Below are 26,534 nucleotides of genomic sequence, written 5' to 3'. Positions count from 1 at the left end.
TCCCCAGGACCCGCCGGTGCAGGCGTCCCCGGTGGCAACTGCTGATGCGGGTGTCGCCCCACACCAGGAGGCCATGACGGTTCAGCGCGGTTCAGAGGGGGATGGGAAGATGCCTGCCGCCGACGCCCAGCGTCCGACGGCTCCCGCCCTCCCCGCAGTGCCTGGGGTGTTGCGTCCAGCCGTGACGGTGTCCCTGTCCACCGCCATACCCACGGCAACGGCTCGGGCCACAGCCGCCGCCTCCATGACGGCACTTCCACTTCCCGACCTTCCGCTCCCGATCGTCTCAGGCACGCCGCTGGTTACGGGCGGGCAGGCCAGCGCGCCTACGGCCACATCTTCTCCGGCACCGTCTTCTCCAGTGCCGGCCTCGCCCGGATCGCCAACTGAGGCCGGGCCTTCCGCGGCCTCCGTGCCAGGCACTGCCCCTGCACCCGGCAGGTCGCCTGCATCCGGCACCGCCCCTGCTGTGGGCGCCCCGGTTGGAGCAGGCGCGCAGGCCCCAGCACCGGTTCCTCCATCGGGCGCATCGGGAACCGACCCACTGGCTGTAGCACACGCCGGCGGAGCACAGGCATCCGGGACTGGTACGGCGGGGGCGGCAGGAATGCCAGGGGCAGCCGCTTCCGGCATTGCGGGATCTACCGCGGCCGACGCGAGCCAAGCATCTTCGGATCCTGTGACCGCATCGGCTCCGGTGCTGCCGACTGATCTCCCCACCGCCCTGTCCATCAACGCCCGCCAGTCCCTGCCCACCCGTGCCCCGCAGGCTGCCGGTGAGCCCGCGGAGCCGGGCCGGGCCGTTTCATCCACCGGACCGCTGCCGGACGTGCCCGGTGCCATGGTGTGGCTGGGGGCTGGACTGGTCGGCGTGGGGGCCGCGGCAGGGCTGGTATTCCTGCGCATGCGCCGCCTCTAGCAGTCCTCCTGGAGACTGCCTGCTGCACTGCCAAATGTGACTTTGCTCACTTCTACGTGCTGTAGAAGTCTTCGGTTTCGTCTTGGAGGCGGGGAGGGGGCAAACTTGTAACCATGAGCCACACTTCTGCCGAATCTGTCACTAAAACCGAAGAATCAGCCGAGCAGTTCTTTACCCTTTGGACGGTCTTCAAGCGGTCGGAATCAGTGGTCCGCAGCGCCGACGCCGCCGCCGACTTTGAAGCACTGCTGGAGCGGCTCGCCGCTGCCGGCGTGACGCACCGGGGCAGCTACGACGTCTCAGCCATGCGCGCCGACGCCGACGTCATGGTGTGGCTCCACGGTTCCAAGCCGGAAGCGCTGCAGCAGGCCATCCGCGACATCCGCCGCAGCACCCTCTTTGCCGGCACTGAGATTGTCTGGTCCGCCATGGGCGTGCACCGCGAGGCCGAGTTCGCCAAGAACCACACCCCCGCCTACTCCCGGGGCGTAGCTCCCGCCGAGTGGCTCTGTGTCTACCCGTTCGTGCGCTCCTATGAGTGGTACATCCTGCCGGAGGCCGAGCGCGGCAAGATGCTCCGCGACCACGGCCTGCTGGGACGTGACTTCCCGCAGGTCATCTCCAACACCGTGTCTTCCTTCGCGCTGGGTGACTGGGAATGGATCCTGGGCCTGGAGGCGCCGGAGTTGGTGGACCTGGTGGACCTGATGCGCCACCTGCGTGCCACGGAGGCCCGCAACCACGTCCGTGAAGAAGTCCCGTTCTACACCGGACGCCGGATCTCCGCCGACGAGGTTGCCGAGGTGCTGGCATGAGCCCGGAGCAGCAGGCAACCGCCGTCAACCCGGTGACCGAGGCCGGCCGCATGGCGCCCAAGAATTACGACGCCGTCCTGCTCGCCTCCTTCGGCGGTCCGGAAGGGCAGGAGGACGTCATTCCTTTCCTCCGCAACGTCACCCGCGGCCGGGGGATTCCGGACGAGCGGCTTGAGGAAGTCTCGCACCATTACCGCGCCAACGGCGGCGTCAGCCCCATCAACCAGCAGAACCGCGAGCTCAAGGCAGCGCTGGAAGCCGAACTCGCTGCCCGCGGCATCGACCTGCCGGTCCTGTGGGGCAACCGCAACTGGGCGCCCTACATCCCGGAAACCCTGCAGGAAGCGTACGACGCCGGCCACCGCCGGGTGCTGATGCTCACCACCAGTGCCTACTCCTGCTACTCCAGCTGCCGCCAATACCGCGAGGACATCGGCATGGCGCTGACGGAGACTGGCCTGGACGGCCGCCTGGAAGTGGACAAGGTTCGCCAGTACTTCGACCACCCCGGCTTCGTGGAGCCGTTCGTGGAAGGCACCGCCGCCGGCCTGGCCGACGTCCGCGCCAAGCTCGCGGAAGCGGGTACGCCGGACGCCCCGATCCACGTCCTGTTCGCCACCCACTCCATCCCCACCCGGGACGCCGAGGCCGCGGGCCGGTCCGAGGGGGAGCCGCGCGAGTTCGAGGAAGGGTCCGCCTACGTGGCCCAGCACCTCGCCAACGCAGGCGCCGTCATGGACAAGGTCAAGGACGAATCCGGGCAGAGCGCACCGTGGTCCCTGGTGTACCAGTCACGTTCCGGTGCCCCGCACGTGCCGTGGCTCGAACCGGACATCAACGACGCCATCGAGGAGCTTGCCGGTCAGGGCGTCAAGGGCATCGTCATTGTTCCCCTCGGCTTCGTCAGCGACCACATGGAAGTTGTCTGGGATCTGGACACCGAGGCGATGGAAACCTGCGCCAACCTGGGCCTGGCCGCCACCCGCGTCCCCACGCCCGGGACGCACCGGAAATTCGTCGACGGCCTGGTGGACCTGATCTGTGAACGCACCGTTGCCAACAACATCGCCGACCGGCCCGCCGTCACGGACCTTGGCCCCTGGTACGACGTCTGCCGGCCGGGATGCTGCGCCAACTTCCGCGGCGAAAAGCCCACCATCGCAGGGGCAGACACCACCGTCGGCACCGGCCACGATCCGTACCCTGCCGACGCAGCCGGGAAAACGGCCCAGCTGTGACGGTCCGGATCGGAACCCGCGCCAGCAAGCTGGCGCTCACCCAGACCCAGCAGACCGCAGACCAGCTGGCCGCCGTCGGAGGTTTCCCGGTGGAACTGGTGCACGTCCGCACCGACGGTGACGTCCTCACGGGGTCGCTGTCCCAGATGGGCGGCACGGGCGTGTTTGTTGCTGCCCTGCGCGACGCGCTGCTGCGCGATGAGTGCGACGTGGCCGTTCACTCGCTCAAGGACCTGCCCACCGGGGCAGCGGTAGGGTTGGCTCTCGCCGCCACCCCGCGCCGGGTGGATGTCCGCGACGTCCTGTGCGCCCGCGACGGGTTCAAGCTCGCAGACCTGCCGGCCGGTGCCCGCGTCGGCACAGGTTCGCCCCGCCGCGCAGCCCAGTTGCGCGCCGCCCGTGCGGACCTGGACATCGTGGATATCCGCGGCAATGTCGATACCCGCCTGGGCCGTGTTCCCGGGTTGCCCGGCAACTCCACTGACCAGGTGGTGCCCGGCAAGTCCTGCGACCTGGATGCTGTGGTCCTCGCCGCGGCCGGCCTGGAGCGGATCGGCAGGCTGGACGCCGTCACTGAGTACCTCGAAACCGACGTCATGCTGCCCGCCGCCGGCCAGGGATCCCTGGCCATCGAGTGCCGCACGGCCGACGCCCCGCCAAAGCCGGGATCAAGCGAGGGCTCCCGGGCCGTCCTGGCCCAGGCCCTGGCCGCGCTGGATGACCCCGACACCCGCCTCGCCGTCACCGCCGAACGCGCGCTGCTGGCCCGGCTCGAGGCAGGGTGTGCAGCCCCCGTCGGCGCCTACGCCTACCGGAAGGGCAGCATGCTGCATCTGGAGGCCGTGGTGTGCGCCGTCGACGGAACGGACCTGGTGCGGGACAGGCGCGCTACGGACGGGCTGACAGAAGTCGGTGCCACCCTGCTGGGAATCGAACTGGCCGAAGCCCTCCTCGCCGCCGGAGCCGCCGACATCGCAGACCTGCAGGCGTCCTGACCTGGCAATGACGCAGCCTTCCAGCAGATCCGGACAGAACCACCCGAACGGCGGCAAGCTGCCCGGCGGAGTCCGGGTCCTGGTCACGCGCAGCCCCGAACGCTCCGCAGACCTGGTCGCGGCACTGCAGGAAGCCGGTGCCTCGCCGGTTCTGCTTCCGCTCATCGACTTCGAACGGGCCCCGGACCAGCACGCGCTGGATGTCGCCTGCGACGCCCTGGCAGCGGGTGCCTTCGACTGGCTGGTGGTCAGCAGTGCCACCACCGTGCACGTCCTGATGGAAAAGGCGGCCGAACGTGGCCTGCGCATGGACCAGCTGGTTTCTTCCGGTACGCAGGTCGCCGCCATCGGTCCGGCAACACGCCGCCTGCTGGACTCGGGCGGAGTTCAGGTAACCCTCACGCCGGACGCCGAGCAGTCTGCTGCCGGCCTGCTCGCTGTGTGGCCCGGCGGCGGCACAGTGTTCCTGCCCCAGGCGGACATTGCCGCACCCGCCCTGGCGGAAGGCCTGGCAGCGGCGGGCAGTGCCGTTGAGGCGGTAACCGCCTACCGCACCGTTGACTACCCGGCGGCAGCGGAGCGAAGGCTCGGCGTGCATCCGGAGGACGGCGACGCCGGCCCGCAACCGCCGTCGTACTCCCTCCTGACGCCTGAAGCCGCCGCGGCAGAGATCGTTGCCGGAAAGATCGCCGCCGTGATCGCAGCCTCCCCGAGCGCCGTCCGGCGGATCGCTGCGCTGGGGCCGCTGGCGGCTTGCAGGCTGGTGGCCATAGGACGCTCGACGGCGGACCAAGCCGCCGCCCTGGGCCTGGACGTGGCGGCAGTGGCGACTGAGCCGACGCCCGACGGGCTGGTGGCGGCCGTGGCCAAAGCACTCAACCCGCCCTGACCGGGACCGGCACGTTACCTCCAAAAAGGCTTCACAACCAATGCGAAGGACAGGATCCATGACTTTCCCCAACCAACGCCCCCGCCGCCTGCGCACTACCCCCGCCATGCGTCGGCTGACCGCCGAAACCCGCCTTGCACCGGCGGAACTCATCCTTCCGGCCTTCATTCGGGAAGGCCTCACCGAACCCAACCCCATCACGTCGATGCCCGGCGTGGTCCAGCACACCACCGACACCCTGAAGCGCGCCGCGGCGGAAGCCGTTGAGCTCGGCCTCGGCGGCATCATGCTCTTCGGTATCCCGGAAACCCGCGACCCGGAAGGCTCGGCTGCGCTGGACCCGGACGGGGTGCTGAACAAGGCCATCCGGGACGTCCGTGCCGAGGTGGGCGACGACCTGGTGATCATGAGCGACGTGTGCCTGGACGAATTCACCGACCACGGCCACTGCGGAGTGCTCGACGCCGACGGGTACGTCGACAATGACCGCACCGTGGAGATCTACGCCCGGATGGCCGTTGCACAAGCGGAGGCCGGGGCGCACATGCTTGGCCCTTCGGGCATGATGGACGGCCAGATCGCCGCGATCCGCTCGGCCCTGGACGAGGCCGGCCACGTCAACACCTCCCTCATCGCCTACGCCGCAAAGTACGCCTCGGCGTTTTACGGTCCCTTCCGCGAAGCCGTGGACTCCCAGCTCAAGGGCGACCGGCGGACCTACCAGATGGACGCCGGCAACCGCACCGAAGCCCTGCGCGAGGTCGAACTCGACCTCGCTGAAGGTGCGGACATCATCATGGTCAAGCCGGCCATGAGCTACCTGGACATCGTGGCGGATGTGGCCGCGATGAGCCCCGTGCCCGTGTCCGCGTACCAGATCTCCGGTGAGTACGCGATGATCGAAGCCGCCGCCGCCAACGGCTGGATCGACCGCCGGGCCGCCATCACCGAATCCGTGCTGGGCATCCGGCGCGCGGGCGCCCACACCGTCCTCACCTACTGGGCAGCCGAACTGGCCGGCTGGCTCAAGGAATCCCGATGACGGACGGGCCTGCTGCTGGGCGCACCGCACCGGGACCCACCGCACCGGTGGGGGAGGAGCGGATCCTCCTGGGCCTGAACACCTTTGGCGACGTTGGCGAAAATCCCGACGGCAGTCCTCAAAGGCACGCTGAGGTCCTGCGCCAGCTGCTGGAGCAGGCGGAACTGGCCGACGCCGTCGGGCTTCATGCATTTGGCGTGGGGGAGCACCACCGCAAGGACTACGCTGTGTCCGCGCCGGAGGTCTTCCTGGCTGCCGCTGCGGCGCGGACGTCCCGCATCCGGCTGGGCTCCGCCGTAACGGTCCTGAGTTCCGACGATCCCATCCGGGTTTTCCAACGGTTCGCCACGGTGGACGCCATCTCCAACGGCCGCGCCGAAGTGATGCTGGGCCGCGGATCGTTCGTGGAGTCCTTTCCGCTGTTCGGGCTGGACCTGGCGGACTACGAGGTCCTGTTCGAGGAGAAACTCGAGCTGTTCGACAAAGTGCGGGCGCAAAAGCCCGTGCACTGGGAAGGCCGCACCCGGCCGGCACTCGCCGGCCTGAGCGTCTACCCGCCGCTGGAGCACCACCTGCTCCCAACGTGGATCGGGGTGGGCGGAACGCCCGAATCCGTGCTCCGCTGTGCCCAGTACGGCTACCCGATCATCTTCGCCATCATTGGCGGCCAGCCGCGGGCCTTCAAGCCCCTGGCGGATCTCTACCGCGAGGCGATGGCCAAGTACGGGCACCCGATGCAGCAGATTGCCACCCACTCGCCGGGGCATGTGGCCGAAACCGACGAACAGGCCCGGGAAGAGCTGTTTCCCCACTGGCTGAAGCTGCGCAACAAGCTGGGAGCCGAGCGCGGTTGGGGGCCGGCGGGGCGGGGCGAGTTCGACGCCCTCTGCTCCACGGAAGGTGCCCTCTACGTTGGATCGCCGGAAACGGTGGCCCAAAAGGTCGTCCGGCTCAAACGGAACCTCGGCGTGGACCGCTTCGACCTCAAGTACAGCAATGGGCCGCTTCCGCACGCGGCCATGATGCGCTCCATCGAACTGATGGGTACCGCCGTGGCGCCGCGGGTGGCGGAGCTGCTCGCCAGCTGACCGGGCCTTCCGGTTGACTGAGCTGCCCTGCCAACTCTGCTCTTCGGCAAACTGAGAGAATAGGAACCATGACTTCCAGCAATCCTCGCAATGAGGCACTCTTCGACCGCGCCCGCCAGTTGATGCCGGGCGGCGTCAACTCCCCGGTCCGGGCTTTCGGTTCCGTCGGCGGAACGCCGCGCTTCATGGTCTCCGCCAAGGGACCGTACCTGACGGACGCCGACGGCAAGGAATACGTGGACCTCGTCTGCTCCTGGGGCCCGGCACTCCTGGGCCACGCCCACCCGGCCGTCCTGGATGCCGTGCACGCCGCTGTCGACCGCGGGCTGTCCTTCGGTGCTTCCACCCCTGACGAGGCCAACCTCGCCGAGATCGTCAAGGAGCGTGTTCCCGCCGTCGAACGCCTCCGCATGGTGTCCACCGGCACCGAGGCCACCATGACGGCCGTCCGGCTGGCACGCGGGTTCACCGGCCGCAACCTCATCATCAAGTTCGCGGGCTGCTATCACGGCCACCTGGACGGCCTCCTGGCCGCGGCCGGTTCGGGCGTGGCCACCCTGGCCCTGCCCGGATCCGCAGGTGTCACCGAGGCCACCGCCGCTGAGACCCTGGTGCTGCCCTACAACGACCTCACGGCTGTCAAGGAAGCCTTCGCCGCCCACGGCCAGACCATTGCGGCCGTCATCACCGAGGCAGCGCCAGCGAACATGGGTGTCGTCACCCCTGCCGAAGGATTCAATGCAGGGCTCTCCCGGATCACCCGGGAGCACGGCGCACTCCTCATCGTTGATGAGGTCCTGACCGGCTTCCGCACCGGCTACTCCGGCTACTGGGGCCTCACCGGCGGCGCGCCCGACGCCGAGGACCCTTGGACGCCCGACCTGCTCACCTTCGGCAAGGTCATCGGCGGAGGAATGCCGACGGCGGCACTCGGCGGCCGTGCAGACGTCATGGACTACCTGGCCCCCACAGGCCCGGTGTACCAGGCCGGAACGCTGTCAGGAAACCCGGTGGCCATGGCGGCAGGCGTTGCCACGCTGACCCATGCCACCCGCGACGTCTACTCCTTCATCGACGTCCGGTCGCTGGAACTGTCATCCGCCCTCTCCAACGCCCTGGATGCCGCGGGCGTGGACCACTCCATCCAGTTCGCCGGGAACCTCTTCTCGGTGGCCTTCGGAACCTCGGCCACCGGCGTGCGCAACTACGCCGACGCCCAGGCGCAGGAGACGTTCCGCTACGCGCCGTTCTTCCACTCCATGCTGGAATCCGGGGTCTACCTGCCGCCGTCGGTCTTCGAGGCCTGGTTCCTTTCGGCCGCCCACGACGACGACGCCATGAACCGTATCTACGACGCCCTTCCCGCGGCAGCGAAGGCAGCCGCCGCTGCACAGGGCTGAGCCCCCGGCGATAGGTGCCTCCCGCCGTCGTCCTCCACTCGCGAGATGGCATTTAACGGCAGTTCCCGGACATGGGACTGCCGTTAAATGCCATCTCGCGGAAGGCAAAAGGAACCCCCGCCTGCAGGCCGCAGGCGGGGGTTCCCTTGTGTGCTTAAGGTGCTACAGGACGTCCGAGAGGAAGCTCTTGAGCCGGTCGGTCCGCGGCTCGGTGAAAAGCTGTTCCGGGGGGCCGGATTCCACCACCACTCCGGCGTCCATGAACGTTACCGAGTCCGAGACGTTGCGGGAGAAACCCATTTCATGGGTCACCACCACCATGGTCATGCCGCCCTTGGCGAGGTCCGCCATCAGCGCCAGCACGCCCTTGACCAGCTCAGGGTCGAGGGCGGACGTGGCCTCGTCGAAGAACATGACCTCAGGCTTCATGGCCAGGGCGCGTGCGATGGCCACACGCTGCTGCTGGCCCCCGGAAAGGTTGGCCGGACGGGAATCGGCCTTGTGCTTCAAGCCCACCAGGTCCAGCTGCTCCAACGCTTCGCTGCGGGCCTGCTCCTTGGAAAGCTTGCGCAGTTTCCGCAGGGCCAGCGAGACGTTTTCCTCCACGGTCTTGTGAGGGAACAGGTTGAACTGCTGGAACACCATGCCGATCCGGCGCCGGAGCTCGTCCGGATTGTCCTTCAGCACCGACCGGCCGTCCAGCAGGATGTCGCCCTGGTCAGGTTCGATCAGTCTGTTCATGACCCGCAGCAAGGTGGACTTGCCCGAGCCTGATGGCCCGATGACCGATGCCGTAGTGCCCTGCGGAACGTGCAGGTCAATGCCCCGCAGGACGTGATTGCTGCCGAAGGAAAGGTGGATGTTCTTGGCGCTCAGTGTTCCCGATGCGAATTCGCTCATGCCTGGGCTCCCTTTCCAACGACGGCTGCTGCCTCGTCCGGTTCTTTCTTTTCCGGCCGGCCCGTCCGCAGGCGGGTATCGATGTAGTTGACCAGGTGGGTGAGCGGAATGGTCATGGCCAGGTAGAAGATGGCAGCTGCCACATACGGGGACAGGTTACCGCTGCGGGCGGCAGCGTCCTGGCCGATCTGGAACAGTTCCCGTTCCGTGGGCAGCAAGCCCAAGGTGAAGACCAAGGAGGAATCCTTGATCAGGGCAATGAACTGATTCATGAGGGCAGGAAGTACCCTGCGGATACCTTGTGGCACCACCACAAGACGCATCGAGGGACCGTAGCCGAATCCCAGGGCGCGCGATGCCTCAAGCTGCCCCTTGTCCACGCTCTGAATGCCGGAGCGGAAGATCTCACCCGTGTAGGCGGCAGCCATGAGTGACAGCGCCGCGACGCCCATGGGGTACGGGCTGTTGCTGCCTGTCAGTTCGCGGAAGATCGGTCCGAATCCAAGGCCGATGACCAAGATGGTGAGGACCGCCGGGAGCCCACGAAACACGTCCGTGTACACCCGGGCAGTCCACCGCGCCACAGGATTCCTTGAGATTCCCATGAGAGCCAGGAGCAGGCCGACGACGGCCCCGATCAGTCCCGAGGTGATCGCCAGGACCAGCGTATTGGGCAGGCCCACCGCGAACATGCTTGGCAGAACCTCGGCGATCTGCTTCCAGTCAAGGAAGGTCTCTCCGAGTCGTGTCAGGAAATCCATATGGCGTCGCTATCTTTTGTGGTTGGCAGGTTTCTACTTTGCTGGGACCTTGACGGCCTTGCTGCCCGGCTTCCAACCCTCGGGGGTCTGCTCGGCAGCGGTCGGACGGTCCTTGTACCACTCGGCGGTCAGCTTGGACCAGGTACCGTCGGCAACTACGGCATCAAGGGCAGAGTTCAGCGCTTCCAGCAAGGCAGGGTTGTCCTTGGCAACGGCGTAGGCAGTGAAGTTCTGCGTGTTGAGCTTCTTCTCGGCAATCTTCGTGCCGTCACCGGGCTTTACCTGGCCGGTTGCCTGCTGCGACGGTGCCACCCAGGCATCCACCTGCCCGCTCTTCAAGCTGGCGAAAACGGTGTTGTAGTCAGGGAAGGAAACAGGCTCAAGGTTCAGGGTGTTCTTGACGTAATCTTCCTGGACGCTGCCGCTGACAACGCCAATGCGCAGGCCGCTCTTCAGTTCAGCGAACGTCTGGACCTTGGCGTCTTCCTTGGTCACCAGGGCCATGTAACCGAAGTCGTAACCATTGGTGAACGCAACTGTTTCACGGCGGGCGTCCGTGGTGGAGATCGAGGAGGATCCGACGTCGAACTGCTTGTTCTTGACCTGGCTGAGAAGCGCCTGGAATTTGGTGGAAGCAAACTCGACCTTGAGCCCCAGCTTGTCGGCCATAGCCCGCAGAAGCTCGTTGTCGTAGCCAGTGAACTTGCCGGACGAATCAACGAAGATATTAGGCGGGGCGTCTGACAGGGTTCCGACGCGCAGGGTGCCCTCAGTAACGAGGCCCAGCTTGCTCTTGTCGATTTTGTCGAGGGGGGTGACATCGGCAGTGGTGTACTTGTCCAGCGTCTGCTGGTCGCTGCCCTTCAGGGCGTCCGTGGGGGTGCCGCTGGGCTGGGAAGACCCGCCGCCGCAGGCTGCGAGGGAAACCGCGAGGGCAAGTGCAACGGGAGCGGTAGTGAGCCACTTCATCGCTTTGATTTTCATCAGGTTGTCACTTTCATGAGAGTCGTAAGTCGACCGGGCCGCAAGGCAGCGCTGGGGCGCCTGGCACCTGCCCGGCGCTCATCCAACTCTCCGGGACAGGGGTGACTGCAAAACTTTATTGTCTCACCAGGGCAGAACCGGGCTGGCGCCGAAGAAAAAGAGTAGCTTTCGGTCTAGAGGCGAATTTAATGCGCTCCACGACGGTTCCAGGCGTCAAGGGAAGTGCTAGTGGTCCCTGCAGGCGAACGCTGCTCAGCGAGGGGCAGGCTTTATGTTTCCCGGCGTGACTGTGAGATGCCTCCCACTTGGAGGCACGGCGATGGTTCTAGAAGCCGCCTGCCGTGGCATCCTGCGGCGGAAGTACGGGCCAGTCTCCCTCAATGACGGCCGCGGGCTTCGTCTTCCGAAGATATCCCTGGAAGTCGGCGGCCTGGCTGACGGCCCAATCCACCTGGAGCTGGTGGAGCTGGCTGGCGGGCATCATCAGCTTTGGGAACTTCCCTGCCATCGCATCAAGGACCCGGAGGGTTGCCAAGGCATCAGCCGCCGACGTGTGGGCGTTGTCCAGCACCACTCCGTACTCCTCGCAGAGCGCGGTGAGTGTGCGTTTGCCCTTGCGGTACCGGTCAACCTGCTTGTTCATGATGTACGGGTCCAGGACCGGGAAGCGGGTGAGCTGCGGGATTCCGTAGCGGGCCGACTCGGCGGCAAGGACCGTGAAATCGTAGCTGGCGTTGAATGCAATCACCGGGGTCCCGGAATCGAAGAGCTCCTGCAGCGCCGCCGCCACTTCGCGTGTGACCTCGTGGGCGGGCCGGCCCTCCCGCCTGGCCTGTTCTGTGGTGATGCCGTGCACGTCGCTTGCCTCGGTGGGGATCTCGACGCCTGGATCGGCCAACCACTCGTGTTCCTTGATGACCTGGCCTTCGTGGTCCACCACGGTGATCGACGCCGTGACGATTCGTGCCGCCCGTGAATTACGGCCGGTGGTCTCAAGGTCGAAGGCTGCGCGGGGGAGTGTGTTCCAGGAGCTCATGCTTCAACGCTAAGGGGACCCGCCGACAATTCCCGGGAGCGCCACTGCGGCTACATTGGATCAATGCGGAATGAGTACGTCCAAGCGGTCCTGGCCGTCGTGAGGCTGGTGCCCGCAGGGTCCGCAGTGTCGTACGGGGACGTCGCCGAGCTCCTGGGGTCAGGAGGCCCGCGCCAGGTCGGTTCCGTCATGAGCCACCATGGCGGAGGTGTCCCATGGTGGCGTGTCCTGAAAGCCAGCGGCCATGCACCCGAGGGCCACGAAGCCGAGGCGCTGCTCCTTTACCTTGAGGAAGGAACCCCGCTTCTGGGGGATTACAGTTTGTACTTGCGCAGCGGGGAGGGGCGGTGGCGGGTGGATCTGGCCGCGGCGCGCTGGGCGCCGACAGAAAGTGATTTTGACACCATCGATGAAGTTGCCGAGGCCCTGGAGCGCCGCCTCCACCGATTGTCGGTGGCTGATGATGGAATGAGTTTGTGACCGTAACTATTCCTTTGACCGGCCCCTGGGACCCCCACCGGCAAGAGCCTGGGACTGGCCAGGAGCCGGCAGCACCGGGTGCAGGAGGCACTGGAACCAGCAGTGCCCTGCCGGGGTCGCCGGCCCTTCGGCTGCTTCCGCCACGTCGGCTGCATGTGGAAGTGCCCCGGCTCACACCCGATCAGCAGGCAGCGGTCGACGTCGTGCAGGGTTCGGGACCCGTACTGGTGCCTGGCGCCCCGGGTACCGGGAAGACCACCGTCCTCGTCGAGGCCGCCGCCCAGCGCGTCTTTCGCGACGGCGTCGACCCCGAACGCATGCTGATCCTTGCACCCACCCGCCTGGCAGCGGACTTCCTGCGCGACCGTTTCACTGCCCGGCTGGACAGGAGCCTGAGCACCACCCCGGCCAGGACATGGGCTTCATATGCGTTCGACGTCATCCGGCGGGCGAAGGCCGAAGGCGTCATCCCGCTGTCCAGGCCGCCGCGCCTGCTGTCGGGTCCGGAACAGGACCTCATCATCAAGGAACTCCTAGGGGGCCACCAGCTGCCAGGACTGGAATTGCCCTGGCCTGCCGACCTGGAAGGCGCCATGGAGACCCGCGGCTTCCGCCAGGAAGTGCGCCAGCTCTTTGACCGCATCATTGAATCAGGCCGTACAGCCGAAGACCTTCCGCAGCTCGCGGATGACTGCGACCGGCCGGACTGGAAGGCCGCAGCGGCCCTCTATGCCGAATACCGGGACGTCCTGGACCTGCGGATGCCGGAGGCCTTCGACCCCGCTGGGATCATCACGGCGGCCAGGCAGATCTTCCAGGACTCACCCGATTTCCTCGCGGCGGAGCGCGCCCGGCTGCAGGTGGTCCTGGTGGACGATATCCAGGAGGCCAACCCGGCCATCTTCGAGTTACTGGCGGACATCACCGGCGGCAAGGACTGCTACGTGACGTCATCCCCGGACACGGTGGTCCAGGGCTTCCGGGGTGCCCGGCCCGATCTGGTGGCTGAACTGCCCCGTCTGCTCTCGGCCACGGGGGCCGTCATCGAGCGCCCGCTTTGGAATGCCCACGGCCTCGCGCCTGCCGTGGCGCAGGCCTGGTTGAACGTCGCAGGCCGCATCTCGCAGCGCGCGGGCGGGCAGCTGGCCCGCCGCCTTGAGCAACCCACGTGGCTTGCGCAGGGTGAGGACGCAGGGGAGCCTGAAAATTCCGGACAGACCGCAGATGAGGCGTCGCAGGGCAGCGTGGAGGCCCACCTGGTCCCCACTCCCGTGCACGAGCTGCGGTATGTTGCCCAGCGGATCCTGGACCAGCACATCAACCACGACCGCGACCTGGCGGACATTGCCGTCATCGTGCGCAACGGCGGCCAGGTCAGCGAGCTGCAGCGGTACCTTGCCGGACAGGGCATTGCCGTACGGGTACCGGTGGCGGAGACCGCAGTCCGGGACGAGGTAGCTGTACGTCCCCTCCTTGATGCGTTTGCCGTCGCCCTGGATCCGGCGCTGTTGACGCCGGAGGCCGCGGTTTCATTGCTTACCTCCCGCATCGGCGGGGCCACCTCCATTGAGCTGCGCAGGCTGCGGCAATCGCTGCGGCGGGAGGAACTCCTGGGCGGGGGTGGGCGGGCAAGTGACGCCCTGTTGGTCGAAGCACTGCTCGAACCGGGCGCGCTGGGTGCGTTGGGTATCGAGGGCCGCGCCGCCCGCCGCACTGCCCGCATGATCCATGCTGGGAGGGAGGCAGCAGTCCTGCCCGGAGCCAACGCGGAGTCAGTGCTGTGGGCACTGTGGGACTCCACCGGGCTCTCGCGGGTGTGGACAGCCGCGGCACTGGAGGGCGGACCCCATGGCGCCCGCGCCGACCGTGACCTTGACGCAATGATGGCGCTCTTCCACACGGCGGAGCGCTATGTGGACCAGATGCCCGGCGCCGGGCCCGAACAATTCCTCGAATACCTCCTGAACCAGGAGCTTCCCATGGACACCCTCGCAGCCCGCGCCCAGCTCGACGATGCTGTGGAACTTATGACTCCTGCCAGTGCGGCAGGCCGGGAATGGCCGGTTGTGATCATCGCCGGGCTGCAGGAGGGAGTATGGCCCAATACAAGGCTCAGGGGTGAACTTCTCGGAAGCACCCTGTACGCGGACGCTGTGGAGCACGGTCCCGCCTACGCCCTCCAGCGCGATCCCTTGAGCCGGCTGCGGGACATCCGCTACGACGAACTCCGAAGCTTCTCCACCGCGGTCTCGCGGGCACGCGAACTGCTGGTGTGTACCGCGGTGTCTTCGGAAGACGACCAGCCATCGTCCTTCCTGGATTTCGTTGCGCCCTTGGTGCCCGGCCAGGAGGCAAGGCCGTTCACCCAAGTGGAACGGCCCATGACTCTGCGCGCCCTGGTCGCTGAACTTCGGCAGCATGCCCAGCTGGATGGAGATTTGCCCCAGGCGCAGGAAGCAGCCAAGGTCCTGGCACACCTTGCCGCCGCGCAACCGGCCGTTGCCGGCGCGCACCCGGACAGCTGGTGGGGATTGGCCCCCCTGACATCCTCCGAGGCAGTGGTTCCGCCCGGCGGGACCGTTTCTGTATCCCCATCGAAGGTGGAGACGGTGCAAAAGTCGCCCTTGGACTGGTTTGTCCAGGCAGCAGGTGGCGAACCGGCCACCGACTTCGCCCGGAGCCTGGGAACCCTGGTGCATGCAATCGCCCAGGACATGCCAGACGCATCCGGATCCGAATACGTGGCTGAACTCGTTCGCCGCTGGCCGGCGCTGGGCATGAAGGACAACTGGGAGGGAAGGCTGGACTTCCACCGCGCCGAGGCCATGGTGCGGAAGCTGGCGCAGTATGTGCTGTCCATGAGGAGCGAAGGCCGCAGCCTTCTGGGCGTGGAGCAGGACTTCGAAGTGGCCCTTGGCGAGGTGGCGGTGGATGAAGCGACGCCGCGGGAAGCGGTTCTCCGTGGGCAAGTGGACAGGCTGGAGATCGACGGCGAAGGCCGCCTGGTGGTGGTGGACCTCAAGACCGGGAAGCGGCAGCCGGGCAAGGGCGAGCTGTCCCGCCATCCGCAGCTTGGTGCATACCAGGCCGCAGTACTGGCCGGCGGCTTCGACGCCGGACCCGCCGGAGCCCGGCAGCCCGGGGGAGCGGTGCTGGCACAGCTGGGGACCACAGCCAAGAGTCCCGCCATCCAGCAGCAGGAACCACTAAACCCGGAGGAGAACTGGGCCTTGGACATGGTCAAGGACGCCGCCACCGTCATGGGCGGCAGCGAGTTCATTGCCCGGCACGACCCCTCAAAGGGCAGCCATGGGGGCCATGGTTGCCGGCTCCCCGAGGTATGCCCCTTGTGTGTGCGCGGAAGGCAGGTGACCGAATGAGCGAGGCACTTTCCACGCTGCCTGCGGCACAGGATGTACTGCCCGTACGCTTCAGCCCGGAAGAACTTTCCGTGCTGCTCGGCGAAAAGAACACCCCTACACCTGAGCAGTCGGCCATCATTTCCTCGCCCCTGGCACCCCGTCTGGTGATCGCCGGAGCAGGATCGGGAAAGACCGCCACCATGGCGGACCGGGTGGTTTGGCTGGTGGCCAATGGCTGGGTCACCCCAGAGGAGGTCCTGGGGGTGACCTTCACCCGCAAGGCTGCAGGCGAGCTGGCCAGCCGCATCAGGTCAAAGCTCCTGGCCCTGCAGCGCCTCGCCGCCAAGGACACCAGGATGTTCCCGGAGGGCCTGCTGAGCACCGACGCCCTGGAGCCCAAGGTGTCCACGTACCATTCGTTCGCGAGTGGCGTCGTCTCGGACTATGGGTTGCGGCTTGGCGTGGAGCGTGACGTGGTACTGCTGGGCGGAGCGCAGGCCTGGCAGTTGGCAAGCGAAGTGGTGGAGGCGTACGACGGCGAATACGCCCACTTCCGGGCCGCCAAATCCACCTTGGTCAAAGCCGTCATCCAGTTGGCGGGAGAGTGTGCCGAGCACCTCCAGGAACCCGAGGACGTCGAAGCGTGGCTCATGGCGCGCCTTTCGGAGTTTGAGTCACTGCCTTACCTGGCCGGCAAGATGAAGAACCCGCCCAAAGCGGCCGCGGACCTTGCGGGTATGCTGCGGACCCGCGCAAGCGTCGCGGACATGGTAGGCCGTTACGCCGCGGCCAAGCGTGCCCGGGGCGCACTCGATTTCGGCGACCTGGTGGCGCTCGCCGCCAAGGTGGCACAGGATGTCCCGTTGGCGGCCCAAATGGAGCGGCAGCGGTACAAGGTGGTTCTGCTGGACGAGTTCCAGGACACGTCCTACGCGCAGCTGGTCCTCTTTTCCCGTCTCTTCGGCGGCGGCCATGCGGTTACAGCGGTCGGTGACCCCAACCAATCAATTTATGGGTTCCGTGGCGCGTCGGCCGGACAGTTGTTCCACTTCGTCCGCGAGTTTCCGGTCCGTACCCGCGCGGCGGAACCTGGAGCGGGTTGGGCGCCCGCTCCAACTTCCTACCTGACGACAGCGTGGCGGAACGGCCGGTCCATCCTCTCGGCCGCCAATGTCATGTCGCAGTCCCTCGGCAGGGCAGCTGTACAAAATGGACCTGCCGGGGGCAAGGCCGCCGCCGCTGAGGTCCCTCCATTGCAGCCGAGTCCATTTGCCGTGGAGGGGACTGTGGTGCTTGGCCGCTTTGCCAGCGACGTGGAGGAGGCCGCCGCCTTGGCCGACGACGTCCTGAAATACCGGGTCACCGACTTTGAGCTGAAACCCGACGGCACCGCCGAACCTCCGGCCATCGCAGTGCTGTGCCGCAGGCGCGCCCAGATGGAGACCGTCCGGCGGCAGTTTGAAGCCCGGGCAATCCCTTACGAAATCGTGGGTCTTGGCGGTCTGCTGGACACCCCGGAGATCGTCGACCTTGTTGCCACCCTGCGGGTGCTTGCCGATCCTGGCCGCTCCGATGCCCTGATGCGGCTGCTTGCCGGTGCCCGGTGGCGGATAGGTCCCGCCGACCTCATGGCATTGCGCGACTGGTCAAGCCAGCTGGCGCGGAGCCGTGGAACGGCTGCACAGGGATTCGACGACCACAGCCTTGACACGGACAGCGACGAGACGGATGCGCCAATCCTCGAAGGTGACCTGACTGACGGCGCCAGCCTGGTGGAAGCTTTGGACTTCCTTCCCCGGGACGGGTGGACGTCGCCGACTGGACGTACCCTCAGCATGGGGGCGCGCAGCCGGTTGTCGCGCTTGTCGATTGAGCTGCGGCAGCTGCGGGCCTATCTGGGTGACGACCTGACCACACTTCTGGGTGAGGTAGAGAGGGCCATGCTGCTGGATATCGAGGTGGCGGCCCGCCCAGGGATCAGCATCCACCAGGCCCGCCGCAACCTCGACGCCTTCCAGGATGCAGCTGCCGGCTTCCTCCGCACCTCCCAGCGGGTGGACATCCTCGCCTTCCTGTCCTGGCTGGAGGCTGCATCGGCGGAAGAAAACGGGTTGGAAGCGCCGGCCAGCGACGTAAACCGGGAAGCGGTGCAGCTGCTGACCGTGCACGCGTCCAAGGGCCTGGAATGGGATGTGGTGTTTGTCCCCGGAATGAATGCGGGCGCCTTCCCCAGCGACAGGGACTCCCGCTGGAGCAGCGGCGCCGCCGCGCTGCCCTGGCCCCTGCGCGGGGACCGCGCGGACCTCCCCCAGTGGGACCTTGACCAGCCGGACCAGAAAGGCTGGCTGGATGCCGAGAAGGACTACAAGGCCGGCGTACAGGCACATGGCGAGTCGGAGGAACGGCGCCTGGCCTATGTTGCCTACACCAGGGCCAAGCACGTGCTGTGGGTGTCCAGCGCCGCCTGGGTTGGTTCACGGGCCGGGCGGGCGGAGATGTCACCCTTCCTTGCCGAGCTTGAAGCCTTGACCCAGCCGGCGGACGGCGTCCCGTCTCCGAATGCGGTGGTCCACCCGCTGTCGCTCGCGGAAGCCGACCTTCCTGACCAGAGCCCGCTGACCCTCGAAACAGAAGAAGCAGGCTGGCCGTACGATCCACTGGAAGGACCGGTGGATCCGCGGAGCGGTGAACGCCTTCGCTTGGCCCGCGGACGGCGTACAGCCATGGAAGCAGCAGCCCAGCGCGTGCGGGGGATCCTGGAGGCAGGCGCCGGCAGGCCGGTTCCCGGAGAGGTGGCAGGGAACCACAGCGCTCCCGGGAAGGGGAACAGCCCACTGTCCGGGGCCCGGCCCGAGCTTGCGGGTGTGGCGGCAGGCTGGGCCCGTGAAGCAGCCTTGCTGCTGGAGCGCAGGGCAAAGAGGTCCGGTGGCCGGGATATTCATCTGCCCACCCACATTTCCGCTTCAACCCTGGTTGACCTCGGCGACGACCCCAGCGCCGTATTGGGACGGCTGCGCCGGCCCGTGCCGCGTGAACCTGGTATGTCGGCGCGAAAGGGCACCGCTTTCCACGCCTGGGTTGAGGAGTACTTTGGAACGGCAGGGATGCTGGACCTCGGTGAAGCGCCGGGTTCAGACGACCACATCGATGCCGCTTACAACCTCGACGAGATGGTGGCCACCTTCAAGGCCTCCCCGTGGGCCGACAGGTCACCCGCGTTCGTTGAGGTCCCGGTGGAAACCAGGGTGGGCGAGGTTGTGGTCCGCGGACGGGTGGATGCCGTCTTCCAGGACGCCGATGGCCGCTGGGACCTGGTGGACTGGAAAACCGGACGCCGCCCGTCCGGGGAACAGCTGAAGACCCGTTCAATCCAACTCGCGGTGTACCGGCTCGCGTGGGCGCGACTGAAGGATGTGCCGCTGGAGGATGTGCGGGCAGCATTCTTTTACGTTGGCGATAACGCCGTCGTCCGGCCGCACGACCTGGGAACGGCGGCTGAGCTGGAAGGAATCGTTGCTGCGGCGCTCAGCCGCCCCTAGGACCGGCGGGCCAGGACCGCCGCGCCTGGGGGCACCGGCACCAACGCGTCGCGGCCTACTCTCCAGCCGACACGGGCCGCTCCCTGCGAAGCTCAGCCCTGTTTGACGTTGATGACGGAAATAGCGGCAGTTGAGGTGTCGTCCGGACCCTTTTCTTCCTTACCCGGCCCCGCCTGGGCCTCGCCTTCGGCCGCGGGTGGTTCCACCGGAATGGGGGCTACATGCACGGCAGGACGGGGGCGTCCTGCCAGCTCTGCCTGGGCTGCCGGCTGGGCGCCTACGGCAGGCCGTGCCTGTCCGGAAGGTGTGGCCGGACCAGGCTGAACGGTCGCAGGTTGGGCGCCCGCAGGGCTGCCGGGATCGGCGTGGGTGCCCTCAGGGCTGGCAGGGCCAGGTTGGCCAGGGCCGGTTTGCGCGGGGACGGGGATGACAGTAACGGCGGGAGTGACGGCTGAACTGCCACTCCCCGTTTCATGGGCTGTTGCGGAAGCTCCGGCAGCGGCAGGTGCTGCTGCTCCGGACGTATCCGGCCCGTTCTTGGCCGGCAGCGGCTCGACGCTGATGGGCTGCCCGCCGTACTCGGCGATGTCGCTGGCGAGGCTTTCCAGCATTCCCTCCGCTTCGCTGACCATTTCAGGATCACCCGTGGCCAGGCCTTTGACCAGGTACTGCGCCAGGGCGAACTCCGCGGACAGGGCGGCCCGGCGCAGCAGGTGCTGGTCCGGGACGTCGCGCCGGCTGGACGTGTAGGCGGCCAGCACCGTGTCGATGAAGTCCTGCTCGTTGGATGCCACCAACCAGGCAAAGTCGTCGGCAGGGTCGCCGATGCGCAGATCCGTCCAGCCGGTGACTGCGGTAACACGTCCGGACTCCACCAGCAGGTTGTCCTCGTGCAGGTCGCCGTGCACCACACAGGGGTTGAACCGCCACAGCGAAACATCCTCCATGGCGTGTTCCCACCGGCGCAGCAGGGTGGCGGGTATCTTCCCGGTGGTTGCAGCCTGGTCCAGTTCGTTCAGCCTCCGTTGGCGGAACTCGTTGGGGGTGTAGCTGGGAAGATCGGCGTTGCTGACCAGTGACCGCGGCAGGTCATGGATTGCAGCCAGGGCGGAACCGATTTCGCGGCCCAGCGCGGCGGGGCCCGACGTCAATTCCTCGACGCTGCGCGTGCTGCCGGACAGGTGCGAGTATACGAAAGTGGTTAGGGCCCCCAACCGGACGCTGCCCGCCACGGTCGGCATGAGGAACGGCAGTTCCGCCCGGACCCCCGGCGCGAAAGCACGCAGCACGAGGAACTCCGTTTCGAGCCGGGCGCTGGCTTCGGCGTGCCGCGGCGACCGTACCCGCCAGCGCTTTCCCTCGGAGTCAAGGAGCAGGGCTGAGTCGAAGTCCGCTGGGTCATCCGGCGCAGAGCTAACGGCCGTCGGGGTCAGTCCGGGGACTGCCGCGGTTGCAATCGCCGCCAGTTCAATCGGTTTTCTTCTCACCGTTCCACGGTAAGTTGCGCGCCGTCCCAGAAGGCGGTCCGGCCGCGGCGAGTCTTGAGATAGCTGCAAATCCCGGAAACCAACCCGGACGGACGCCCGGGAAATGTGAAATGTCGGTGGCAGTCAGTACGGTGGAACCATGAGCCACGCGGAGTCCGTAACACCCGTCCATCAGGCCGTGCCCGCACCACTGCCGGCAAACCACCTTGTGGACACCCTTCTTCCGGTGAGGCCGGCCCTGGTGGACCGCGGATCTGCCGTGCGCGGCAGGCCCGGCATGGTGGATGAGCTGCTGGCCGGTCCGGAGGCTGTGGCCGCAGTCCTGTCCCGGCGCCAGGGGCTGGTGCGGGGGAGCAGCCTGGTCCTGACTGGGGCCAGGGACCTCCTTGCGGAACTCAATGCGGCAGGATTCGCGCCGGAGCTCGTCGTATACCTGGGGTCGGCCCTGCCCCCCGCCGATCTCCCAGCCGGGACCGAGCTGTTGCTGTTCGTGCTGCCTGAACCCCCGGAACCTGGCACCGCCGGGATTCCTGCCGACGCAGCCTGGGCCGGGTTCCGGGAGGTCGCGGCAGGATTGACCGCCACCTCCACTGCCCTTTTCGTCGAGTCCAGCGCCATCGCCAACTGGCACGCAGCCCACACGCACTGCCCCCGTTGCGGGACACCCACAGAGGTGGAAGCCGGCGGCTGGGTGCGCCGGTGCCCGGCAGACAATTCAGAGCATTTTCCCCGGACTGATCCCGCCATCATTGTCACGGTGGTAGGACCGGACGGCCGGCTGCTCCTGGGCGGCGGCGGCCCTCCGGAAGCCCGGAACTACTCCACGCTGGCCGGCTTCGTCGAGCCAGGGGAGTCGCTCGAGGAAGCCGTAGTCCGCGAGATCCAGGAAGAGGTGGGGGTGCGAGTCACCGCCTGCCAGTACCTGGGCTCCCAGTCGTGGCCGTTCCCGGCCTCCCTTATGCTTGGATTTACCGCCGTTACCGAGGACGCCGAAGCAACGCCCGACGGCGTGGAGGTCACCAGGGCCCGCTGGTTCAGCCGCGGGGAACTCCAGGATGCGGTGCTCAGTGGGGAGATCACCATTTCCACCAGGCTTTCCATCGCCCGTTCCCTGATCGAGCACTGGTACGGCGGCCGGATCCAGGACCTGGCCGACGCCTAAGTTATTCCATTCACCAGACACCAGCACGCGGTAGTCGAGAAACAAAGCAGCAGAAGTGACTACAGAGAATTTTGATGGATCCGGTTCCCTTGAGGACCGGATCCTTGGAGGGCTGGACGACGAACAGCGTGAGGTGGCCAGCACCCTGAACGGTCCGTTGTGCGTGCTGGCCGGGGCGGGAACCGGGAAGACCCGCGCCATCACCCACCGCATCGCCTACGGCGTGCACTCCGGGGTTTACACACCGCAGCGCGTTCTCGCAGTCACCTTCACCGCCCGCGCGGCCGCTGAGATGCGGAGCCGCCTGCGGGACCTCGGCGCGGGAAATGTGCAGGCAAGGACGTTCCATGCTGCCGCCCTGCGCCAGCTGCAGTTCTTTTGGCCGCAGGCTGTGGGCGGCACACTGCCCAACCTGCTGGACCACAAGGCCCAGCTTCTTGCGGAGGCGGCCCGCCGGCTCAGGCTCAGCACCGACCGGGCGTCCATCCGCGACCTTGCCTCGGAAATCGAGTGGGCGAAGGTATCGATGCTGACGCCTGCCAACTACCTGGAAAACGCCCAGGGGAGGGGCGCACCCGGCGGGTTCGACCTCACAGCGGTGGCGCGTGTCTTCCAGTCCTACGAGGATGTCAAGACCGACCGCAACGTGATTGACTTCGAGGACGTCCTGCTGATCACGGTGGGCATCCTGCAGGAGGACGAAAGGGTAGCCGCCACCGTTCGCGAACAGTACCGGCACTTCGTGGTTGACGAATACCAGGACGTGTCACCGCTGCAGCAGCGGCTCCTGGAGCTCTGGCTCGGCGGGCGGGACGAACTCTGCGTGGTGGGTGACGCCAGCCAGACCATCTACTCCTTTACCGGCGCATCGCCCCGGCACCTCCTGGACTTCAAGGCCCGCTACCCGCAGGCCAACGTGGTCAAACTCATCAGGGACTACCGTTCAACGCCTCAGGTGGTGAAGCTGGCCAATGACCTGCTGGCTGGCCGCCCCAGCGGAGGGCCCACCGCTGACGCCGCCTGGGCCGCGCCCCTGCAGCTTGTGGCCCAGCGTCCAGCCGGGCCTGCACCGCAGTTCACGGAGTGCACGGATGATGAAGCGGAAGCCGCCACCGTGGCGCAGAAGATCAAGGCACTGCTCGACGCCGGCACTCCGGCCAGCCAGGTGGCAGTCCTTTTCCGCACCAACGGGCAGTCTGAGGCGTACGAGCAGGCATTGGCAGCGGCGGGCATCGGCTACCAGCTCCGCGGCGGTGAGCGCTTCTTTGCCCGCAAGGAAGTCCGGGACGCCATCCTCCAGCTGCGCGCAGCCACCAGGGCTGTGTCCCCAACGGATGCCCCGGAACCTCTCGGGCAGCTGGTGCGCGACATCGTTTCCTCCTTGGGTTACACAGATTCCGCGCCGCACAGCGGCGGGGCCCTGCGCGAACGCTGGGAGTCGTTGGCGGCACTGGTGGCGCTGGCCGATGAACTCGTGCAGAACCGCGGAGCCCAGTTCGGCCTGGGGGACTTCGTCAACGAACTCCAGGAACGCTCCCTCGCCCAGCACGCGCCCACCGTGCAGGGCGTTACGCTCGCTTCCCTCCATGCTGCCAAGGGCCTGGAATGGGATGCCGTCTTCCTGGTGGGCCTCAGCGAAGGGCTGATGCCCATCTCCTTCGCCGATTCGCCTGAATCGGTGGATGAAGAGCGGCGGCTGCTGTACGTCGGCATCACCCGTGCACGGGAACACCTGTCCCTCTCGTGGAGCACGGCAAGGACACCAGGGGGCCGGGCCAACCGCAAGCCGTCCCGGTTCCTTGACGGCCTGCGGCCTGACTCGGTGGCAAGTTCAAGCACCCGCGCAAAGGGAACCGTACCGCGCCGCAAGGCTGCCGCCCCCGCCGTCTGCCGGGTCTGCGGCAGCATGCTTGCCACGGGAGCTGAACGGAAGGTGGGCCGCTGCAACGCGTGTCCGCCCACCTATGAGGAACAGACCTTCGACGCCCTGCGCAGCTGGCGCCGGGAAGTGGCGCAGTCAGCGGACGTTCCGGCGTTCGTGGTCTTCACCGATGCCACCCTTACTGCCATCGCCGAAGCCAGGCCCGCGTCGATGGAGGAACTGTCGGGCCTCGCCGGCGTGGGTCCCTCCAAGCTGGAAAAGTACGGGGAAGACGTCCTCCGGGTCCTGGCCGAAAGCTCGGTCCTGTGAGGCCCAGCCCCAACAGCAGCTCGCGGCAGGCAGCACCCCAGCCGGCCGCGGCCCTGACCACAGCGGACGGTTCCCCCGTGGAGGTGCGGCGGTCTGTCCGGCGCACCCGCACGGTTGCTGCGTTTTGGGAGGATGGGACGGCGGTGGTTGCCATCCCGGCCCGGTTCACGGCAGCCCAGGAGCGCGAGTGGGTTCACCGCATGCTGGCCAAACTGCACAAACAAGGGGAGCGGCACGCTGCATCCGGCCGGCGGCGTCCTGCCACTGATGAGGCCCTTGCAGCCCATGCGGCACAGCTGTCCGCCCAGTATCTTGGCGGCCGGTCACGTCCTGCTGCCGTCCGATGGGTGGGCAACCAGAACTCCCGGTGGGGGTCCGCCACCCCGGCCGACGGAACCATCCGACTGTCGGACAAGCTACAGCCCATGCCGCAGTGGGTCATCGACTATGTCCTGCTCCACGAGCTTGCCCACCTCCTGGTGGCCTCGCACAACGCGGCTTTCTGGAAGCTGCTGGAGGCCTATCCGGAAACCCAGCGGGCCAAGGCGTTCCTTGAGGGCGTCTCGTTTGCCACGTCCCGCGGCCTGGCGCCCCGGGGTCTGGACAAGGACGGGGCGGAGAGCCAGGCAGGCACTGGGCAGCTGCCCGGCGAGTGGTCCGACGACGCCGACTAGGACTTTTCCGGGCACTCCGCCCCTGCTCCCGGTCCTTGAACACGGCTCCCGGACCTTCAACACGGTTCCTGGTCCTTAAACACGCTGGCGGGCCAGGAAATCCTGGCCCGCCAGCAAAGTGTCAGCCCCTTGGCTGGTCTGTACCGCCGTCGTCGTCCTGGCCTGGGGAGTCCTCGCCTCCGGAGTCCCCACCCCCGGCGCTGTCGTCAGTATCGTTGGTGTCCTCGAAGCCGCCGCTGAGCAGCTTCTGCAGCGCATCGTCCACCTCGCTGTCGCTGGCCTCGGCGAGCTTACGGCGGGAGCTGAAGCCCTTGGGGTCATCCAGGTCCTCGGCAGTGGGCAGCAGGTCGGGGTGGTGCCAGATGGCGTCACGGCCCTCGATGCCCCGCTCCTCCTTCAGGGTGGCCCACAGGGTGGCGGCGTCGCGGAGCCTGCGCGGGCGCAACTCAAGTCCCACCAGGGAAGCGAAGGCGTGTTCGGCGGGGCCGCCGGTTGCGCGCCGGCGCCGCACTGTTTCGCGCAGCGCGCCGGCGGACGGCAGGACCTTCTCGGTGGCAGCAGCGGTCAGTTCATCCACCCAGCCCTCCACGAGGGCCAGCGCGGTCTCGAGCTTCTCCAGCGCCTGCTCTTGGGCGGGGGTCCGCTGTGGCATGAAGACGCCCTGGGACAGGGCCTCCTGGATGCCCTCGGGATTGCTGGGGTCCAGGTCGCGGGCAAGCTCCTCAATGCGTGAGGTGTCGATGTGGATGCCACGGGCGTAGGCCTCGATGGCGCCCAGCAGGTGTCCGCGCAGCCACGGGACCTGCACGAAGAGGCGCGCGTGCGCGGCTTCGCGCACGGCAAGGAACAGCCGGATGTCGTTCTCGGGCAGGGACAGGCCTGCACCGAATGCGGCGACATTTGTTGGCAGGAGCGCCATTTCAAGGTCGGCGAGCGGCACACCGATGTCGGTGGAGCTCACCACGTCCTGGGACAACGCGCCGATGGCCTGCCCCAGCTGCATGCCGAAGATCGCGCCGCCCATGTTCTGCAGCATGGACGAGGCGCCGCCCATCATGGCCTTCATTTCCTCGGGCATCTGCTCCGTCATGGCGGAGGAGAGGGCGTTGGCGATGCTGTTGGCCACGGGCTCCGTGAGCCGCTTCCAGGTCCCCAGTGTGGCTTCCACCCATTCGGCGCGCGACCACGCCTTGCCGATCAGGCCGGTGGAGGGCAAATCGGTGACGGGGTCCAGCCACAGCTCAGCGAGGCGTAGGGCTTCGTCCACATCCCGCGACTGCTGCGCCGTGACCGACGGATCAGAGCTGCTTGCGGCCACACGGCGGGCATTGTCGTGGGCCAGGGTCCAGTTGACGGGGCCCTCCGACGGGGCGCTCATCATCGCCTGCACCTGTGAGAACATCTGTGCCAGCAGGTTGGGGTCATCCGGCAGCCCGGCCGCCTTGGCCAGTTCGGCGGGGTCGAAGTTCTCCATCCCCTTGCCGCCCATCAGGTTCTGCAGCATTTCGGTCAACGGATCCTTCGGATTGTCGTCGCCGTTGGACGGATTGAGTGGGTTGGAGGTCATGGTCC

The 26,534-nt window shown here is 67.2% G+C and carries 20 protein-coding genes; 14 read left to right on the top strand and 6 right to left on the bottom strand.

The window, feature by feature from the left end:
• The first annotated feature begins 679 nt into the window (after positions 1 to 679).
• The 8 genes from LFT44_RS13525 (at position 680) to hemL (ending at position 8,386) form a co-directional block, all read left to right on the top strand.
• Positions 680 to 919, top strand: a complete 240-nt coding sequence (locus LFT44_RS13525; protein ID WP_236798963.1) for a hypothetical protein — start codon at positions 680 to 682, stop codon at positions 917 to 919.
• A gap of 113 nt (positions 920 to 1,032) precedes the next feature.
• Complete coding sequence (hemQ, locus tag LFT44_RS13520; protein ID WP_236798962.1) at positions 1,033 to 1,734, top strand: hydrogen peroxide-dependent heme synthase; 702 nt, start codon at positions 1,033 to 1,035, stop codon at positions 1,732 to 1,734.
• A complete protein-coding gene (locus LFT44_RS13515) occupies positions 1,731 to 2,972 on the top strand; it encodes a ferrochelatase (protein WP_236798961.1) in 1,242 nt (413 codons plus the stop codon). The genes hemQ and LFT44_RS13515 overlap by 4 nt, the downstream gene beginning before the upstream one ends.
• A complete protein-coding gene (hemC, locus tag LFT44_RS13510; protein ID WP_236798960.1) occupies positions 2,969 to 3,967 on the top strand; it encodes a hydroxymethylbilane synthase in 999 nt (332 codons plus the stop codon). Before LFT44_RS13515 ends, hemC begins: the two co-directional genes overlap by 4 nt.
• Before the next feature lie 7 nt (positions 3,968 to 3,974).
• Positions 3,975 to 4,856 (top strand): uroporphyrinogen-III synthase, encoded by an 882-nt coding sequence (locus LFT44_RS13505; protein WP_236798959.1) that lies wholly within the window; start codon positions 3,975 to 3,977, stop codon positions 4,854 to 4,856.
• A 58-nt stretch (positions 4,857 to 4,914) separates the two neighbouring features.
• Positions 4,915 to 5,898 (top strand): porphobilinogen synthase, encoded by a 984-nt coding sequence (gene hemB / locus LFT44_RS13500; protein ID WP_236798958.1) that lies wholly within the window; start codon positions 4,915 to 4,917, stop codon positions 5,896 to 5,898.
• On the top strand, positions 5,895 to 6,986 hold the full coding sequence (locus LFT44_RS13495) for an LLM class flavin-dependent oxidoreductase (RefSeq protein ID WP_236798957.1): 1,092 nt from the start codon (positions 5,895 to 5,897) through the stop codon (positions 6,984 to 6,986). The genes hemB and LFT44_RS13495 overlap by 4 nt, the downstream gene beginning before the upstream one ends.
• Before the next feature lie 68 nt (positions 6,987 to 7,054).
• The gene (gene hemL / locus LFT44_RS13490; RefSeq protein WP_236798956.1) at positions 7,055 to 8,386 is read left to right on the top strand and encodes a glutamate-1-semialdehyde 2,1-aminomutase; all 1,332 of its coding nucleotides are present in this window, start codon (positions 7,055 to 7,057) and stop codon (positions 8,384 to 8,386) included.
• Between the two features lie 162 nt (positions 8,387 to 8,548).
• Here hemL and LFT44_RS13485 read toward each other — a convergent pair whose 3' ends face one another.
• The 4 genes from LFT44_RS13485 to LFT44_RS13470 form a co-directional block, all read right to left on the bottom strand.
• Positions 8,549 to 9,286 carry an amino acid ABC transporter ATP-binding protein gene (locus LFT44_RS13485; protein ID WP_236798955.1) on the bottom strand — a complete coding sequence of 246 codons (738 nt, stop codon included), beginning with the start codon at positions 9,284 to 9,286 and terminating at the stop codon, positions 8,549 to 8,551.
• Complete coding sequence (locus LFT44_RS13480; protein ID WP_236798954.1) at positions 9,283 to 10,047, bottom strand: amino acid ABC transporter permease; 765 nt, start codon at positions 10,045 to 10,047, stop codon at positions 9,283 to 9,285. The genes LFT44_RS13485 and LFT44_RS13480 overlap by 4 nt, the downstream gene beginning before the upstream one ends.
• A 33-nt stretch (positions 10,048 to 10,080) precedes the next feature.
• Entirely contained in the window at positions 10,081 to 11,031 is a 951-nt protein-coding gene (locus LFT44_RS13475; RefSeq protein ID WP_236798953.1) for a substrate-binding periplasmic protein, read from the bottom strand.
• 325 nt (positions 11,032 to 11,356) lie between these two features.
• Positions 11,357 to 12,067, bottom strand: coding sequence for a 3'-5' exonuclease (locus LFT44_RS13470; protein ID WP_236798952.1), 711 nt, complete (start codon positions 12,065 to 12,067; stop codon positions 11,357 to 11,359).
• A 63-nt stretch (positions 12,068 to 12,130) separates the two neighbouring features.
• Between LFT44_RS13470 and LFT44_RS13465 the strand changes: the two genes are divergently transcribed.
• The 3 genes from LFT44_RS13465 to LFT44_RS13455 all read left to right on the top strand — a co-directional run bounded on the left by LFT44_RS13465 (position 12,131) and on the right by LFT44_RS13455 (position 19,448).
• A complete protein-coding gene (locus tag LFT44_RS13465; RefSeq protein ID WP_236798951.1) occupies positions 12,131 to 12,547 on the top strand; it encodes an MGMT family protein in 417 nt (138 codons plus the stop codon).
• A 161-nt stretch (positions 12,548 to 12,708) separates the two neighbouring features.
• Complete coding sequence (locus tag LFT44_RS13460; RefSeq protein ID WP_236798950.1) at positions 12,709 to 15,927, top strand: ATP-dependent helicase; 3,219 nt, start codon at positions 12,709 to 12,711, stop codon at positions 15,925 to 15,927.
• Entirely contained in the window at positions 15,924 to 19,448 is a 3,525-nt protein-coding gene (locus LFT44_RS13455) for an ATP-dependent DNA helicase (RefSeq protein ID WP_236798949.1), read from the top strand. The genes LFT44_RS13460 and LFT44_RS13455 overlap by 4 nt, the downstream gene beginning before the upstream one ends.
• A 92-nt stretch (positions 19,449 to 19,540) precedes the next feature.
• On the opposite strand, the gene LFT44_RS13450 is transcribed toward LFT44_RS13455, so the two are convergent.
• Complete coding sequence (locus tag LFT44_RS13450) at positions 19,541 to 20,935, bottom strand: macrolide 2'-phosphotransferase (protein WP_236798948.1); 1,395 nt, start codon at positions 20,933 to 20,935, stop codon at positions 19,541 to 19,543.
• A 139-nt stretch (positions 20,936 to 21,074) separates the two neighbouring features.
• On the opposite strand from LFT44_RS13450, the gene nudC reads away from it, so the two are divergent.
• From nudC to LFT44_RS22080, 3 genes are read left to right on the top strand one after another with little or no spacing between them, the layout of a single operon-like run.
• A complete protein-coding gene (nudC, locus tag LFT44_RS13445) occupies positions 21,075 to 22,097 on the top strand; it encodes an NAD(+) diphosphatase (protein WP_236798947.1) in 1,023 nt (340 codons plus the stop codon).
• A gap of 55 nt (positions 22,098 to 22,152) precedes the next feature.
• Complete coding sequence (locus LFT44_RS13440) at positions 22,153 to 24,288, top strand: ATP-dependent helicase (RefSeq protein WP_236798946.1); 2,136 nt, start codon at positions 22,153 to 22,155, stop codon at positions 24,286 to 24,288.
• Positions 24,285 to 24,962 carry a M48 metallopeptidase family protein gene (locus LFT44_RS22080; protein WP_373462119.1) on the top strand — a complete coding sequence of 226 codons (678 nt, stop codon included), beginning with the start codon at positions 24,285 to 24,287 and terminating at the stop codon, positions 24,960 to 24,962. Before LFT44_RS13440 ends, LFT44_RS22080 begins: the two co-directional genes overlap by 4 nt.
• Before the next feature lie 121 nt (positions 24,963 to 25,083).
• Here LFT44_RS22080 and LFT44_RS13425 read toward each other — a convergent pair whose 3' ends face one another.
• Positions 25,084 to 26,529, bottom strand: a complete 1,446-nt coding sequence (locus LFT44_RS13425) for a zinc-dependent metalloprotease (RefSeq protein ID WP_236798945.1) — start codon at positions 26,527 to 26,529, stop codon at positions 25,084 to 25,086.
• Between the last annotated feature and the right edge of the window lie 5 nt (positions 26,530 to 26,534).

The organism is Arthrobacter sp. FW306-05-C, assembly GCF_021801725.1.
Taxonomy (GTDB): Bacteria; Actinomycetota; Actinomycetes; order Actinomycetales; family Micrococcaceae; genus Arthrobacter.
Note: the sequence above shows the minus strand (reverse complement) of the source record. Positions and strands in the feature narration are given on the sequence as shown.